General features: G+C 43.5%; 12 protein-coding genes and 2 pseudogenes. 8 read left to right on the top strand and 6 right to left on the bottom strand.

What is annotated here, in order from left to right:
• Window positions 1-242 precede the first annotated feature (242 nt).
• The 4 genes and pseudogenes from DW159_RS11180 to DW159_RS11165 form a co-directional block, all read right to left on the bottom strand.
• Window positions 243-413 (bottom strand): cysteine-rich KTR domain-containing protein, encoded by a 171-nt coding sequence (locus tag DW159_RS11180; protein WP_004614788.1) that lies wholly within the window; start codon window positions 411-413, stop codon window positions 243-245.
• Between the two features lie 54 nt (window positions 414-467).
• On the bottom strand, window positions 468-2,387 hold the full coding sequence (gene tet(O), locus DW159_RS11175; RefSeq protein ID WP_117477955.1) for a tetracycline resistance ribosomal protection protein Tet(O): 1,920 nt from the start codon (window positions 2,385-2,387) through the stop codon (window positions 468-470).
• 366 nt (window positions 2,388-2,753) lie between these two features.
• Window positions 2,754-3,123, bottom strand: a pseudogene (locus DW159_RS11170) (TnpV protein).
• Between the two features lie 53 nt (window positions 3,124-3,176).
• A pseudogene (locus tag DW159_RS11165) lies at window positions 3,177-3,587 on the bottom strand (DUF6198 family protein); the annotation flags it as partial.
• Window positions 3,588-3,838: 251 nt separating this feature from the next.
• Between DW159_RS11165 and DW159_RS11160 the strand changes: the two are divergent.
• The 8 genes from DW159_RS11160 to trpS all read left to right on the top strand — a co-directional run bounded on the left by DW159_RS11160 (window position 3,839) and on the right by trpS (window position 12,441).
• On the top strand, window positions 3,839-4,714 hold the full coding sequence (locus DW159_RS11160; protein WP_117550809.1) for a LysR family transcriptional regulator: 876 nt from the start codon (window positions 3,839-3,841) through the stop codon (window positions 4,712-4,714).
• A gap of 125 nt (window positions 4,715-4,839) precedes the next feature.
• Entirely contained in the window at window positions 4,840-6,504 is a 1,665-nt protein-coding gene (locus DW159_RS11155; protein WP_055146619.1) for a GGDEF domain-containing protein, read from the top strand.
• Window positions 6,505-6,632: 128 nt separating this feature from the next.
• Window positions 6,633-7,964 (top strand): MATE family efflux transporter, encoded by a 1,332-nt coding sequence (locus tag DW159_RS11150; RefSeq protein WP_117550807.1) that lies wholly within the window; start codon window positions 6,633-6,635, stop codon window positions 7,962-7,964.
• A gap of 208 nt (window positions 7,965-8,172) precedes the next feature.
• Window positions 8,173-8,844 (top strand): AzlC family ABC transporter permease, encoded by a 672-nt coding sequence (locus DW159_RS11145; protein ID WP_242992695.1) that lies wholly within the window; start codon window positions 8,173-8,175, stop codon window positions 8,842-8,844.
• A gap of 9 nt (window positions 8,845-8,853) precedes the next feature.
• Window positions 8,854-9,177, top strand: coding sequence for a branched-chain amino acid transporter permease (locus tag DW159_RS11140; protein ID WP_117550805.1), 324 nt, complete (start codon window positions 8,854-8,856; stop codon window positions 9,175-9,177).
• A gap of 221 nt (window positions 9,178-9,398) precedes the next feature.
• Window positions 9,399-10,298, top strand: a complete 900-nt coding sequence (locus DW159_RS11135) for a serine O-acetyltransferase (protein WP_117550803.1) — start codon at window positions 9,399-9,401, stop codon at window positions 10,296-10,298.
• 11 nt (window positions 10,299-10,309) lie between these two features.
• Window positions 10,310-11,284: an ATP-dependent 6-phosphofructokinase gene (locus tag DW159_RS11130; RefSeq protein WP_015533735.1), complete on the top strand. Its 975-nt coding sequence runs from the start codon at window positions 10,310-10,312 to the stop codon at window positions 11,282-11,284.
• A 95-nt stretch (window positions 11,285-11,379) separates the two neighbouring features.
• Window positions 11,380-12,441: a tryptophan--tRNA ligase gene (gene trpS, locus DW159_RS11125; RefSeq protein WP_015533736.1), complete on the top strand. Its 1,062-nt coding sequence runs from the start codon at window positions 11,380-11,382 to the stop codon at window positions 12,439-12,441.
• A 192-nt stretch (window positions 12,442-12,633) separates the two neighbouring features.
• Here trpS and DW159_RS11120 read toward each other — a convergent pair whose 3' ends face one another.
• Both DW159_RS11120 and DW159_RS11115 read right to left on the bottom strand, forming a co-directional pair.
• Window positions 12,634-14,751 (bottom strand): YhgE/Pip domain-containing protein, encoded by a 2,118-nt coding sequence (locus DW159_RS11120; RefSeq protein WP_117550800.1) that lies wholly within the window; start codon window positions 14,749-14,751, stop codon window positions 12,634-12,636.
• On the bottom strand, window positions 14,748-15,344 hold the full coding sequence (locus DW159_RS11115; RefSeq protein ID WP_117550798.1) for a hypothetical protein: 597 nt from the start codon (window positions 15,342-15,344) through the stop codon (window positions 14,748-14,750). Before DW159_RS11115 ends, DW159_RS11120 begins: the two co-directional genes overlap by 4 nt.
• Window position 15,345 lies beyond the last annotated feature (1 nt).

The raw sequence follows: 15,345 nt of genomic DNA, 5'->3' as shown, positions 1-15,345 counted from the left end.
GTTCTCTGATATGCTATGTATTGATAAATTTTGCTTCGTATGAGCAGATAGATAACTGCCCGAAAAAAGGACATAAAAAAATCCCTCCAAATTTAAAAACAAATTCAGAGGGTAATTTAGGGTATAACAAAATAACCCACCCGAATATCGTTTTTTTTATTTGGTGAGTTTGTTCTTTCAAATACGAAACAAAAAGAGCCGATGATTCGTGAATTGTTCCACAATTTCATCGGCTCTGCGTCTTAAGCGTCTGGCTCTTTGATGACAGTTATCTTCAAGTTGTCAACTTTAATCAATCTTTCTTGTCTGCATTTTGGACAATAAAGGGGATAATTCTCCAAAACAGTGTCCTTCCTAATTTTATTACGGGTTTTGCTCCCACAAACAGGACACAATATCCATTCGCATTTCATCATAATTAGTCTCTAATCCTTTCAAATCTCATTTTATATGACTTTTGCAAGCTGTTAAGCTAACTTGTGGAACATATGCCGAACCTTATCTATACGGCTATTCGGGCGGCGGGGTTGGCAAATAAATTTACCAATAGCTGGCTGGTATCCTTTTAACTCTGTCAAGCAGACTCCCTGCCCATTTGTGAAATAAGTTAAATCGTTCCTGTATTCTTGAATACATCTAGCAGGGATTTCTCCTTTCAGAATGACCTCGTCATTCTTTATCTGAGTACTTACAATATCTGCACAATACCTTGGAGCATCATGATACGCCCGTGAGAGATATTCCTGCGGTGCATAAATTTCAAAGTGGAGATATGGCTCTAATAGTTCTGTCCCTGCTTTTTTTAAAGCCTGCTCCAATACGATAGGGGAAAGCAGCCGAAAGTCTGCGGGGGTACTTACAGGACTATAATACAATCCATATTCAAAACAGATTTTACAGTCTGTCACTTTCCATCCATACAGCCCCTGCTCGCAGCCATAAAGAACCCCCTCCATAACCGCATTTTGGAACGATTGATTTAAATATCCAAGTGAAACTCTGCTTTCATACTGCACTCCGCTTCCAATAGGGAGCGGCTCTATGGACAACCCGACAGAAGCCCAGAAAGGATTTGGCGGGACTTCTATGTGGATGGTATATTCTGCTTTTCTAAGCGGTCTTTCCATATATATAACAGTAGGCTCTTTTATTTCTGCCTCCACATGATATTTTTCCTCAAGAATGGCACAAATGACTTCCATCTGCACATTCCCCAAAAAAGAAAGTATAATCTCATGCGTTGTAGTATCCACATAATATTTTAAAAGAGGGTCGCCATCTGAAATTTCTGTAAGTGCCCCAAGCAATATTTCCCGCTGTTCAGGTTTCTTTACTGCAATCGTTGTTTGGAGCATAGGGAGAGGATTTTCAATAAATTTTCTCTGCGGCAACAGCATTTCGTTCCCCAAAATACTGTTTAGCTGCAAAACATCATTTGGTAAAATTACAATATCACCAGAGCAGGCTGTATCGGATGGATATAATTCACCGTTTGTCGGAACACACATCTCTGTGATTTTTATTTTCTCTTTTTCAGATATTCTAATAACATCCCTCAAATGCAATGTTCCGCTATATATACGCACATAAACAAAACGCCGCCTTTTCTCTGAATATTCAATCTTAAAAACCTGCCCGCATAATTCAGATTGACCTTCAGGCGTTGATGAATAAAATTTACTGGCAATCACTTCTATAAGCTGCCGAATCCCCAGATTGTTTTTAGCGCTTCCGTGATAAACGGGAAATAACGTTCCGTTTTGGAATCTCCTGTTTTCTTCCTGTTCCAGTTCTGACATTTTAAACGGTTTCCCTGACATATATTTCTCTAATAGTTCATCGTTTCCCATAATTACCGCATCCCACTGTTCCATATCGTCATTGTCCGTTACATTTATATGGGGATGCTGCCCAACCTTTTGCTTCACTATAATTTCCGAAGAAAGCTTTGCTTTCATTTCCCGATATACCATTGGCAAATCAATCCCCTCTTGGTCAATTTTATTGATGAAAAAGATTGTCGGAATCTTCATTGTCTGTAGTGCATGAAACAGTATACGGGTCTGTGCCTGTATGCCATCCTTTGCAGAAACTAATAATACTGCTCCGTCTAAAACGGATAAAGAACGGTATACTTCCGCCAAAAAATCCATATGGCCTGGCGTATCTATAATGTTGACTTTTACATCCTCCCACTGAAAAGATGTCACTGCTGTCTGGATAGTGATTCCCCTTTGACGCTCCAAATTCATTGTATCTGTCCTTGTTGTGCCTTCATCTACGCTCCCTAGTTCTGCAATTGCACCACTGGTATACAATAAACTTTCCGTTAATGTTGTCTTTCCTGCGTCAACGTGAGCCAGAATGCCTAAGTTAATTATTTTCATGTGATTTTCCTCCTATCAACACCCAAAAAAGGGCATAAAAATACCCAGTGATAAATACTCCTATCACTGGGTAAATAACTCCAATAGCCCCAAAACACTTATATGTTTTCGGGCATATAAAATTACATGATAAAAGCATTCTTAAACTGGGTACAAAAAACCAAGCCCCATATTAAAAGTGAAACGGGACTGCTACTTTTTGTTCCCACTATCAAATTGACAGTTTATTTAAGAATACCTTGCCGCATATTTATTAACTCCTTGTATAATACTGAATCTAATTATATTCCTTAACCCTTTATTTGTCAAGCTGACAAACTAAAGCAGAAAAAGCGGCAGGATTTCCCCCTGCCACTAATCATCTGTTTATGCAAAAATAATTTCCTTTTCCACAATCTCCCTCGCACAAGCCCTTATGTTATTGAGGCATCCTGTCCATTCTAAGGCGTTTTCTGCCTTTAGCCGTTATGCCCTGTGCCTGTTTCATACCCTCTATGAGCCTTTCAAAGCGTTCCTGTGCCTGTCTGTTGATGTCGGCAAGGTAGGCGTTTAGCCTGCCGCTTGTAAGAAGATTGGCGTATGTAACTTTACAGTACTGTTTTAGATAATCTAAATGCCGTTGCCCCCAGATGCCTATTGCCTGTTCTTCTTCGGCGGGTACAGTTAAGCACGGTATCAAATAATCCCCTTGCCTTTCGTATTTGCCGCCCAGTTCCTCAAATAATGATTTTGCCATTGTCTGTTACCTCCACATTCTTTTTTATTTTGAATGTCCGCAAAATCCGTCCTACATCTGTTGGACAGTGCGATTCCGATACATATCAAAATGTAACTTATCACAAAGTAAAGGATTCTCCATGGGAGGGCAGTTGGCAAAGCCCCGATCCACATCTCATGGATATCCAGCATCTTGCCAAATACGAAACCAACTATGAAACTGCACAGATACTGGGGGACAAATTTCCTTCTCATGATCATGAGAGTGAGAATAAGTACGCCCTGAAATATGTATGTCCAGGTTCCGAGAGTCAGTCTTGGAAGAACCAGCGAGAATGCGTATGGCACGCTGGATATTGCCGATATTCCCGCTGCAGAATAGAGCATGAGAACCACTCCGAAACTGTTGATGGTGACTGCTGTTATCAGGGCGATCTCGCCCCACATGTTATGCAGATGTGCATTTCCTGATTGAGTATTCATTTTCTGCTTTTCCTCATTTCTTTCATTAATGTGTTTTATAACATAGCCTTTGATTTCCCCGGCATCAGGGGAGCTTTAATTGTCTAAGACTTCATATATATATCCCTGCGATTTTTGATTGTAGCACCGACAACACCACATAACAAATAAATAGTTTTTATGGTTTGATAGATTTTGTCTATAAAAAATATTCGGATTGTATTAAAATATGAATAGGATCATGTATAAATAATGAAAAGGGGGAGTTATAAGTGAACCTGTCATATATTAGATATTTTGTTGAACTGGCCCATGTTCAGCATTACACAAATGCAGCCAGAAATCTGAATATAACGCAGCCAAGCCTCAGTCACGCAATATCCCAGCTTGAGGAAGAACTTGGGGTAATGCTTTTTGAAAAGAATGGGCGCAATACGGAGCTCACTGCATTTGGCAGAGAATTCCTTGCATGTGCAGAGCGTTCGCTTGGCACTCTTGATGCGGGGGTAGAGTCCATACAAAAGGAGGCTGCCGGGGATGGCGTGATACGGCTTGGTCTCATAAGACCTCTTGGAATGGAATTTGTACCGCGTCTGGCAGCGGAGTATTTGAAGAAAGCTGAAAACAGAAATGTGTCGTTTACATTTCATACAGGGACCACAGGGCAATTGCTTGATGATCTCGCAGCCAGAAAATATGACATGGTTTTCTGTTCGAGACCGCCTGAGACGATGGGATTTTCCGCCATTCCAGTTGGCAGACAGGATCTTGTTGTCATAGCACCGTCGGGACACCCTTTGGCAGACAGGGATTCGGTGACAGTTGAGGATACACTGGGATATAAACATGTATATTTTTCGAAGGAATCTGGAATGAGAAGTCTTGTGGATGAGATGTTTGAAGGGCTTGGCAAAGCTCCTGAGATAGCATGCGAAACGGAGGAGGATGAGGTCATAGCCGGACTTGTGGCAGCAGGGTTTGGAATAGCGGTAGTCCCTTACATGGATATGCTCAAAAGGCTTGATGTGAAGGTTCTTAGTATAAAACATCAGCCGGTTGACAGGCTTTACTATGTTGTTCATGACAGCCGGACATATATGTCTCCTGCGGCGACAAAATTCCATAAATATGTGTTATCTAGTAATTGACAAATTAAGGTATGATATATAGAATGATTCTCATATGAACTTATAAAATTGAGAAAATGTTGCACAAATCAAATTGTACAATTACTACAATAAATCGCCAGGAAGTTTAAGGGGGCGCATAGTTAGTGGATAGGACTGCTGTATTTAATATAGCATTTGAAATGTGGGGAATATTAATCTGTCTGTTTGCATTTGTGGTTATATTCCTTCAGAAGAATAATAATAGAGATAAAAAGAATGTGAGTCTATGTATGGAGGCTGCATGTATCATCCTGCTGGCTGCAGATATGTTGTCATGGTATTATCAGGGAAAAACAGGACAGACAGCCTATTACATGCTGAAGATAAGCAATTTTGCCGTGTTCTTTATCAACTATTTATATATGACTCTGTTTACGTTTTATCTTCTTGTCATTCTCAACAGAGGAGAGACGAAGATGCCAGCGAAAGCAAGGGGCGTGGTAGTTCTGAGTGCTGCTGGGATAGTCCTGCTCATTATATCCCAGTTCAGTGACAAGCTGTTCTATTATATAGATGATAATAACTTCTATAACAGGAGCAGCGGTTATCTGTTGTCGCAGCTTATTGCAGCAGCAGGACTTGTTCTAAGTTTTTCGATACTTTTGCAGTATAAAAAAAGACTGGAAAAAAGAGTTTTCTGGTCAAGTGTTTTGTATTTTATCCTGCCATGTATATCCACGGTTGTTGTCATATTCTATTATGGGATTTCATTCCAGACAATATCTGTGGTTGCTTCTACACAGATCATGTTTGCAGTTGATATGGTCGAGATGGACAGATCACTTGCGAGATCCAGACAGGAGGTTGAGCGTACAAAGTACGAGGCTGAGCATGATCTTCTGACCGGCATGTACAACAAGACAGCCGGAATGCAGAGGATAAGAGAGTATATAGATAACATGACTGACGAAGATAGTGCTTCTCTTGTATTTGTGGATATAGATGATTTCAAGAGTGTAAATGATACATATGGTCACGCAGTTGGTGATTACTGGATTGAGAAGGTGGCAAAGTTTCTCCGGAGTGACTGCTATGAAGAGGACGTTGCCTGCAGGTATGGTGGAGACGAGTATGTTGTGCTTCACAAGGGCTTATCGGATATATCTGTTCTGGAGTCAAAGGTGATAAGATTTGCCAGAAAACTTCAGCGCAAGACAATGGAGAGAGGGCAGAATGTCCATTGCAGTGCTGGTATATGTCAGATCAATGGTTCAGGATTCAGCACAGAAGAGTGTATGAATGTCGCGGACACTGCGCTGTATGAAGCAAAAAAGAAGGGCAAGAATGTCAGCGTGATCCACAGCATCAACAGGGATGGTACGGACAGAGTGACCGTACTTGACAAGATAGAGTCTGATATAAAAAAGGCTCAATCCAGGGTAGAGGCAAGGATCGCATATATGTATACTGATATTATATATGTTAATTATGAGAACGATAAATACCGTGTTATAAAAGGCGATTCTGAGCTGAACAATGCTGTATCTTGTGCGAATAACTACGATGAAGTAATTGGATTGATAAGTAACCGGTTTGACTCTGATCGGTCAAGAAAAATAGTCAGAGATTTTCTCAGCCGTGAGCGCATGGAGAGTTACACAGGCGGCAATACGGAATATCAGACAGAAAATTTCCTCAGAGGGGTTTTGTCAGTCAGCTGTGCAAACAACCATGGGGGTGCAAGCCTTATACATGCTATCCCAGTGGAAGAGGATGGTGACAGAGGCTACTTTGTGGTCGTACAGGATCTTGACATATATGCTGGTTGAAGTATAAAATCATACATAATAATTTTAACGAAAACAAGTTGGTGGATTTTTCCGGATCAGGTCATCTTTTCGCCCCACAACCGCAAGGTTGTGGGGCTTTATTTATGCCATCCGGGGACGGAGGTTTTATGAACGAGAATTTTATGAAAGAAAAGCCGGTGTTCCCACTTTTGATGTCCATGGCACTGCCTATGGTTATATCGATGATGGTGAATGCTTTGTACAATATAGTTGACAGTTTCTTTGTGGCGAAGATAAGTGAGGATGCGATGACAGCACTTTCGTATGTATTTCCACTGCAGAATTTTGTAAATGCTGTGGCGATCGGATTTGGTGTTGGAATAAACGCGGTGATAGCCATATATCTTGGAGCCAAGGACAATGAGCGGGCAGATCGTGCAGCTAGTTGGGGGATGTTTCTTGCTGTTATACAGGGAATAGTGATGACAGTCGTGTGTATTGCCATCATTCCATCGTTTCTCAGAGCCTTCAAGGCAAGTGGAGACGTCCTTGACCTTGGCTGTCGTTATGCAGACATTGTATTTGGATTTTCTATAATTATTTCGGTTGATCTTGCATTTGAGAAGGTGTTCCAGTCGGTTGGACGCATGATAGTTACAATGGTTGGACTGATGGGCGGCTGCATTGTGAATATAGTGCTTGATCCGCTGCTGATATTCGGTGTGGGACCATTTCCTGAAATGGGTATAGAAGGCGCTGCACTGGCAACTGGCCTGGGACAGGTGTTTACACTGATCATTTATTTTATTGTGTACTTTGGAAGACCGATAAATGTGAAGTTCGGCATAAGGCATTTGCATGAGGGCGGTCTGATGGTGAAGAAGCTGTATGCCATAGGCATACCTGCTATACTCAATATGGCACTGCCTTCTCTGCTCACAAGCGCACTCAACGCCATACTCAGCATGTATTCGGCAACTTATGTCATGATCCTGGGCGTGTACTACAAGCTTCAGACCTTCCTGTATATGCCGGCAAATGGAATCATTCAGGGAATGCGTCCTATCATAGGCTATAACTATGGTGCCGGAGAGCATGCAAGAGTGAAGAAGATATTCAACATAACGCTTGCATTAAATGTTGGAATCATGCTGGCTGGAACAGTTGTGTGCCTGCTTATCCCGGAAAGGCTTATAGGTATGTTCACAGAGAATGTGTCTACAATAAATGCGGGTGGAACAGCACTGCGCATCATATGCGCCGGATTTGTAGTGTCGGCTGTGTCGGTAACTGCATCTGGAGCACTTGAGGGATTGGGAAAGGGCACTCCGTCCCTGCTCATATCCCTGCTCAGATATGTGGTTGTCATAATCCCGGCTGCATGGATACTATCAAAACTTTGTGGTTTCGGACCTGCTGGTGTGTGGAATGCGTTCTGGGTAGCAGAGCTTATAACGGCGGTGTGTGCGGCGTTTATATATAGAGGGGCTGTGAGATGAGAATTTATACCTTTGAATGAGATGGCGGCATTGCCCAATAATATGCAGTATGTTAGAATGATCGTGGTTATCCTATAGAAATAGTAGGATAATTATGGCTGTTTTGTCTGCGTGGCAATAAGCCCCAAGTTTGCGCTGTGCTGATTTAGAGCTATTGTAATAAGTGAATTTGGAGACCGCCGCGCTGACTTTAGAGAAAGGAAAAATCGTGGGAAATATATTCAGAAAAGCATTTGTCAAATCAATCCCTATCATGTGTAGCTATTTGTTCGTCAGCATGGCATATGGGATCATGATGGAGAATGCCGGATTCAAATGGTATTATTCACTGCTGGTCAGCCTGACGGTGTACACAGGAGCGTACCAGTTTGTGCTTGTGACGTTGCTTTCAAGCGGAGCATCCATACTCACCATGGCACTCACTGCATTTTTGATGAATAGCAGGCAGAGCTTCTATGCACTGACATTTGTGGATGAATTCAACCGTATGGGAAAGCGGAAATTATATATGATACATACAATGACGGATGAGACTTATGCTGTGAACTGCACTCTGCCGGACACCGGTAAGGAGAAACAGAGCATCATGTTCTGGGTGGCTTTTTTGTCGAGGTGTTACTGGATGGTCGGTGCGGTTGCCGGGGGAATCCTGGGGCAGATCATTCCGTTTGATATGACGGGGATTGATTTCTGTATGACGGCGCTGTTTGTCATCATATTTATCAATCAGTGGGAGAAGGCGGAGAGCCATATCCCGGCGATTGCAGGAATTGTGATAGCGGCAGTGTGTCTGCTGGTAGTTGGACCGCAGTATTTCCTTTTGCCATCACTGATCATAGCGTCAGCGGTGCTTGTGGTGTGGAATACGAGGAGAAAGTAGGAATATGCTATGAATACAAGATACATATTAATAGGAATTGCGGTGTCGGCAGTTGTAACATTTGCACTGAGGGCACTTCCATTTGTCATATTTAATGGAAAAAGACAGATGCCGGAGATGCTGGTAAAGCTTGGGAAGGTGCTTCCGGCGACCATCATGGCGGTGCTCATAGTGTACTGTATGAAGGGGACGGTGACGGCTCCAGTGGCAACTGGAATACCAAGTCTCGTTGGCGTCCTGGTGACAGGCGGGACATATAAATGGAGACACAATACGCTTCTGAGTATCTTGCTGGGGACTGTGAGTTATATGATTACGCTGCGCATAATGTAGATAATCATTTTTGGTTGATTGTTTTTAGCAGTAATCTCTGCAATCGGATTGCGGATAATTTGTACGCATAATCCCACTATTGAATGAACGTGCATAATTTGTTAGAATAGCTGTGTGTTTATCGACTTAAGCACATATTATAATATGAAGATATCATCGCGGCAGATTTTGTCTGAGCAGGTGATATTGGGAGATATTATTAGAAAGGATCTGAATAAGTAATGGATAGATCAGATAAACAGAGAATTGAGGGGATCGTGCAGAGGATACTGGATGATTTCGGCGATGACAGAGCCATCAACAAGACGGATCTGTGCAACGAGCCGGATAAGACAGCCATTATCGATGTGATCGACAAACTCATGAAGATTCTGTATCCGGGTTATTACAGCGACAAGCTGTATAAGATATACAGCTTGAAGAATAACATGTCTGTTATCATAGAGGATGTAATATTCCATCTGAAGAAACAGATCATGATAGTTCTCAGGTATTGCAAAAAGTTTCCTGAGCTCACAGATGCTGACCTTGAGGATAAGGCGATGGATATAACATATGAATTCATGGACAAGATACCTCAGATAAGAGACTATCTTGAGACTGATATCCAGGCGGCATTTGACGGAGATCCTGCTGCGGGCAGCAAGGATGAGGTCATACTTTCATACCCTGGACTGTATGCCATATCTGTATACCGTATGGCACATGAGCTTTGTCTGCTGGATGTGCCGATGATACCAAGGATCATGACTGAGCACGCCCACAGCGTGACCGGAATAGATATTCATCCGGGCGCCACCATAGGAAAGTATTTCTTTATTGACCATGGTACGGGAATCGTTATCGGCGAGACGACTATTATCGGCGAGCATGTGAAGATATATCAGGGCGTGACACTTGGAGGACTCTCTACACAGGGAGGTCAGAAGCTCAAGGGGGCCAAGAGGCATCCAACCATCGGTGACAATGTAACCATCTATTCAGGCGCGTCCATCCTTGGAGGCGAGACTATCATCGAGGACAACGTTGTTGTGGGTGGTAATACATTTATCACCAACTCAGTAGAGAAGGATACAAGGGTTACTGCCAAGAAGCAGGAGCTTCAGTATAAAAATAATTAGAGGACATACAAATGAGTGACATACGAAAGATAGCGGTTCTGACCAGCGGAGGAGATGCTCCGGGCATGAATTCAGCTGTTAGGGCTGTGGTTGTATCGGCCATCAACAGTGGAATAGAGATAGTCGGAGTGATGCGTGGTTACGAGGGACTTATCGACTGGGAGACACAGCCGCTCGGCCTGGCGGACGTCAGGAACATAAACAATCAGGGTGGAACGATACTTTTCACCAGCAGAAGCGAGAGATTCCTTCAGAAAGAATACCGCGAGCAGGCGGCAAAGAATCTGAGAGATCACGATATAGATGCGCTTGTTGCCATCGGTGGGGATGGAACACTCCGTGGAGCCATAGCATTTCAGAATGAGGGTATCAATACCATCTGCATCCCTGGAACAATAGACAGAGATGTTGCATGTTCTGAGTATACGCTGGGATTTGACACAGCGGCGAATACAGCCATGGAGGCCATTGACAGGATAAGAGATTCATCGGTTTCCCACGGACGATGCAGCGTCGTGGAGGTCATGGGACGAAAGAGAGGCTATATAGCGCTCTGGGCAGGCATGGCGACATCAGCTGATGCCATCATAATTCCTGAAAAATGGGATGGTGACTATGACAGTATCATAGACACGATAAAGGCAAAGCATGCTGACGGAAGGAACAGCTATCTGGTGGTTGTGGCCGAGGGTGTTACAGATGCTCCAGAGCTTGCACAGATGATTCTTGATAAGACTGGTATAGAGTCGAGGGTATCGGTGCTTGGCTATATACAGAGAGGCGGACAGCCAACGGCAAAGGACAGGATGTATGGCTCACTCATGGGTGCGTATGCCGTTGATGTACTCAAGAAGAACAAGGCAAATCGTATGATAGCTATCAAGAACGATATACTTATAGACTATGATATAAAAGAGGCAATTGATATACAGAACAATCAGATCGATTCCTTCCAGTATGAGCTGAGTAAGCTGCTGGCCGAGTAATCGGTGAGGCTGGCAGTGGGTAAAAAATAAGCTGACTGATTATAAAGAGATATATAAATGACAGGTATAAAAGATACAATATAAAGGAGAAGGTTATGAAACAGGTAATATTAACAGGCGACCGTCCTACGGGCCGTCTTCATGTGGGACATTATGTAGGATCACTTAAGAGAAGAGTCGATCTTCAGAATTCAGGAAAGTATGATGAGATTTACATCATGGTGGCTGATGCGCAGGCGCTTACAGACAACGCAGAGCATCCTGAGAAGGTCAGACAGAATATTATGCAGGTTGCTTTGGATTATCTTGCCTGTGGCATAGATCCAGAGAAGTCTACTATATTCATCCAGTCAATGGTACCAGAGCTCACAGAGCTCACATTCTACTATATGAACCTTGTAACAGTGGCAAGAGTCCAGAGAAATCCTACCGTTAAGGCAGAGATCAAGATGAGAAACTTCGAGGCAAGTATCCCTGTTGGATTCTTCTGTTATCCTATCAGCCAGGCTGCAGATATCACAGCATTCAAGGCCACAGAGGTTCCTGTTGGAGAGGATCAGATGCCTATGATCGAGCAGTGTAAGGAGATCGTTCACAAGTTCAATTCGGTATACGGTGAGACACTTGTTGATCCAAAGATCGTTCTTCCTGACAATGAGGCATGTCTCAGACTTCCAGGTACAGATGGTAAGGCCAAGATGAGTAAGTCACTTGGAAACTGTATCTACCTGTCAGAGGATCCTGCAGATATCAAGAAGAAGGTTATGTCCATGTACACAGATCCAAACCACATCCGTGTAGAGGATCCTGGTCAGATCGAGGGCAATTCAGTATTTACATATCTTGATGCATTCAGCAAGCCAGAGTACTTTGAGGAGTTCCTTCCAGACTACAGTGGTATGGATGAACTCAAGGAGCACTACACCAGAGGTGGCCTCGGTGATGTAAAGGTCAAGAAGTTCCTGAACAATGTTCTTCAGGCTGAGCTTGCACCTATCAGAGAGCGTCGTCAGATGTGGGAGAAGAGACCACAGGATGTATATGACATCTTAAAGAGTGGCAGCGAGGTTGCCAGAGCAAAGGCAGCAGAGACACTTGCAGATGTGCGCCGTGCGATGAAGATAGATTACTTCGAGAACGACAATCTGTTCAAGTAAGAAATAATATAACTTTTAGCTGAATTATATATGAAAAGAGGATAAAATTCTCGTCAAATGTCCTGAAAAGTGATATTTGGGACAAAGCAAGGGAATTTTATCCTTTTTTTCATGCAAATAATCATTTTAGAGATATTTTTGTGCTACAACCTCACCACAACGGCTTCATACGGATACTACCTGAGGCGTTAATTATATAAACAATCCGGATTTCTCCTTGCTGTGCTCAAGCTTGTCAAGAAGCTTTGCACAAGGCTTGGCGAGCAGCAGTCCGATGACCGCGGATATCGCAACATATATCAGCAGGGTGGCAAGACATTTGCCGTAGGTGTGCTGATACATTCCGGCGACACATTCCCTGAGGGCGTTCATGCAGTATGAGAACGGCATGAATTTGTACAGGTACTGGTAGACTGATGGAAGAACTTCCACAGGGAAAGTTCCACCTGCTCCGGCAACCTGTATAACCATGATGACAACTGCGATGGCCTCACCGATATTGCCAAATGCTGCGGTTAGAGAGTAGATCAGGAATGTAAATACAAAGCTCGTCATCATGGCGGCCAGAGTAAATGCTATCGGGTGCCTGCACTGTATTCCCACGTAGAACAGATCACCCATCACGGTTATGATGGTCTGAACCTGTCCGATGACGAAGAAGTTCAGATACCTTCCGAAGAACTTCTGGTAAGGCTTCACACCCTCAAGCTCCTCATTGTCCTTGATCTTAACGTGTATGAGCGCCACAAGTATGAGAGCACCGACCCACAGGGCAAGTACTGTGTAGAATGGTGCCATGGCTGATCCATAGTTTGATATCTCATATACAGCAACTGTGTTCATCTGTACCGGTGATGCGATGAAATTCACGATCACCTGAGAATTATCCTTTATGGCATTTATGAAATCCTGATAGCTGCTGTTAGACGTGATCGTCTGTATGTCGGTTTTGATCTTGTCTATGCTGTCCTTGAGATCCTTCAGACATTTGATCGTTCCTGCTATGTCTGAGGTTCCATCCTTCAGAATGTCCTGATACTCGGTCAGGGATTTGCTGATGTCGTTGAAGTTTCCCGGAACATTTGCCAGTACATTCTGCGCCTGAGTTAGCGATGACTGGATATTCTCTAACGAAGATTTCAGCTCAGGTGAAAGCTCGTTATTTATGAGATCCTTCACCGAAGCAATGTCATTTGTACACTTCTTTATGTCGGACGATACCGCTTTTTTCAGTGATGCAAATTCTTCGTCCGACAGGCTTGTGTCGGATACAAGCTTTGCTAAGTCTTCGTTCAGATTTTCAAACTGAAGTTTGGCATCTGATACTATAGGTGACTGGGATTCGATCAATCGGTTTATGGTGTCCAGAACATTAGTGCCTAGAGAACCGTTGAGGTCAGTTTCGATTGACACTGATCCGATATCGTGGGTCCTTGAGAGGCTGTCCACGGTTTTATCAAGCTCTGTGAGCCTGTCAGAGATCATGTCGAGACCTGTGTTCAGCAGTGATATCGAGGTGTCTGCAACGTCGCTGCTTATGCCTGCGCTGTCACTCAGATTTCCAAGACTGCTTGAGCCACTCTGTGCCATGCTGTCTATGCTTGGAAACAGAAGTTGAGTGGTATCGATGGCATCTGATGCAGACTCTGTGAGCAGTGAGAATGTATTCAGCATATAGACGTAATTGTCAAGCGTGGATGAGATCTGTACCAGCTTGCTCTCAAGACCGGCAACGAGGTCTGAACCGTCTATGTTATTTCCAGAAATGAAATCTCCGGCATTTGCAAATACCTCGGTCAGCGTGCTTATGATCCTGGTGTTTATCTCGTTCTGGACGGTCGTCTTGACCTTGCCGGTTATCTTGGTGGCAATGGCGTTCTTCTTGCTGTTCTCGTAGTATTCGATATTTGGATTGACGATGTTGCCATTTAGTATACTGAGCATGTTCGCCGTGAAGTCCTTTGGTATGATTATTCCGGCATAACATTCCCCGCTGGCGATGAGTTCAAGTGCCTCATCTTTATTATCGGCAAATGTCCAGTCGATAGTGTTGTTGTTTTCAAGACTTTCGATTACCATGTCTCCGATGGTCAGATTTATTCCGCTCATCTCGATTCCCTCATCCTCAGAGTAGACGGAGATCTTCATGAGTGAGGTGGCGGACTCTCCATACGGATCCCAGTTTGACAGGATGTTGAACCACGCATACAGAGAAGGGATTATACACAGACCCATGACTATGGACAGTGCGACAACATTTGTGGTGATCCTGCGCAGATCAGATATGTATACACGCCAAATGTTTTTCATGATAATTCCTCCTTGTCAGCTTCTGTGTTTTCTGTGGCTTCATCCTGTTCATCCGTCTGAACCGAGTCGCCATGTTCATCTGTCTGAACTGTCTCGTTTTGCTCATCAGACTGCACAGACACACTCTGATCATTCTGCACAGCCTCAGCCATCTCAGCCACCTTGTCCTGCACGGCGGTGATCTGTGTCTGAATGTCTGTTTTTACATTTGTTATTATGTCGTCCAGCTTCTTCTTCGGTGCAGCGACTTTTGTATATATGCTGTTGATGTCGATGAGACCGTCAATATTATCTTCCGTATCCTGAAGCGAGTTAACCATCTCCTGTACCTTGTAATCCGAGTATTCCACATGTATCAGATACGCCGCGATTATGAACAGGCTGGCGATCCACAGAACAAGAAATATGATCTTGGAGCTGCCGGTCAGAAAGAGCAGGATAAGGAAGCATGCGGGAACAGTGAATATACACTTAATACCCGCCTTCAGCTTTTTTACATTTTCTGCATGGGCATTGTCTCTGAATGCAAGCACCTGGGACTTTATGTCAGATGGCTCGGTGCTGGTTGTATTTGAATTTGTATCTTCGTTCATG

The organism is Coprococcus sp. AM14-16 (assembly GCF_003434675.1).
Lineage (GTDB): Bacteria > Bacillota > Clostridia > Lachnospirales > Lachnospiraceae > Coprococcus > Coprococcus aceti.
The sequence above is the reverse complement of the archived record's forward strand: the minus strand, read 5'-3'. Positions and strand labels throughout refer to the sequence as shown.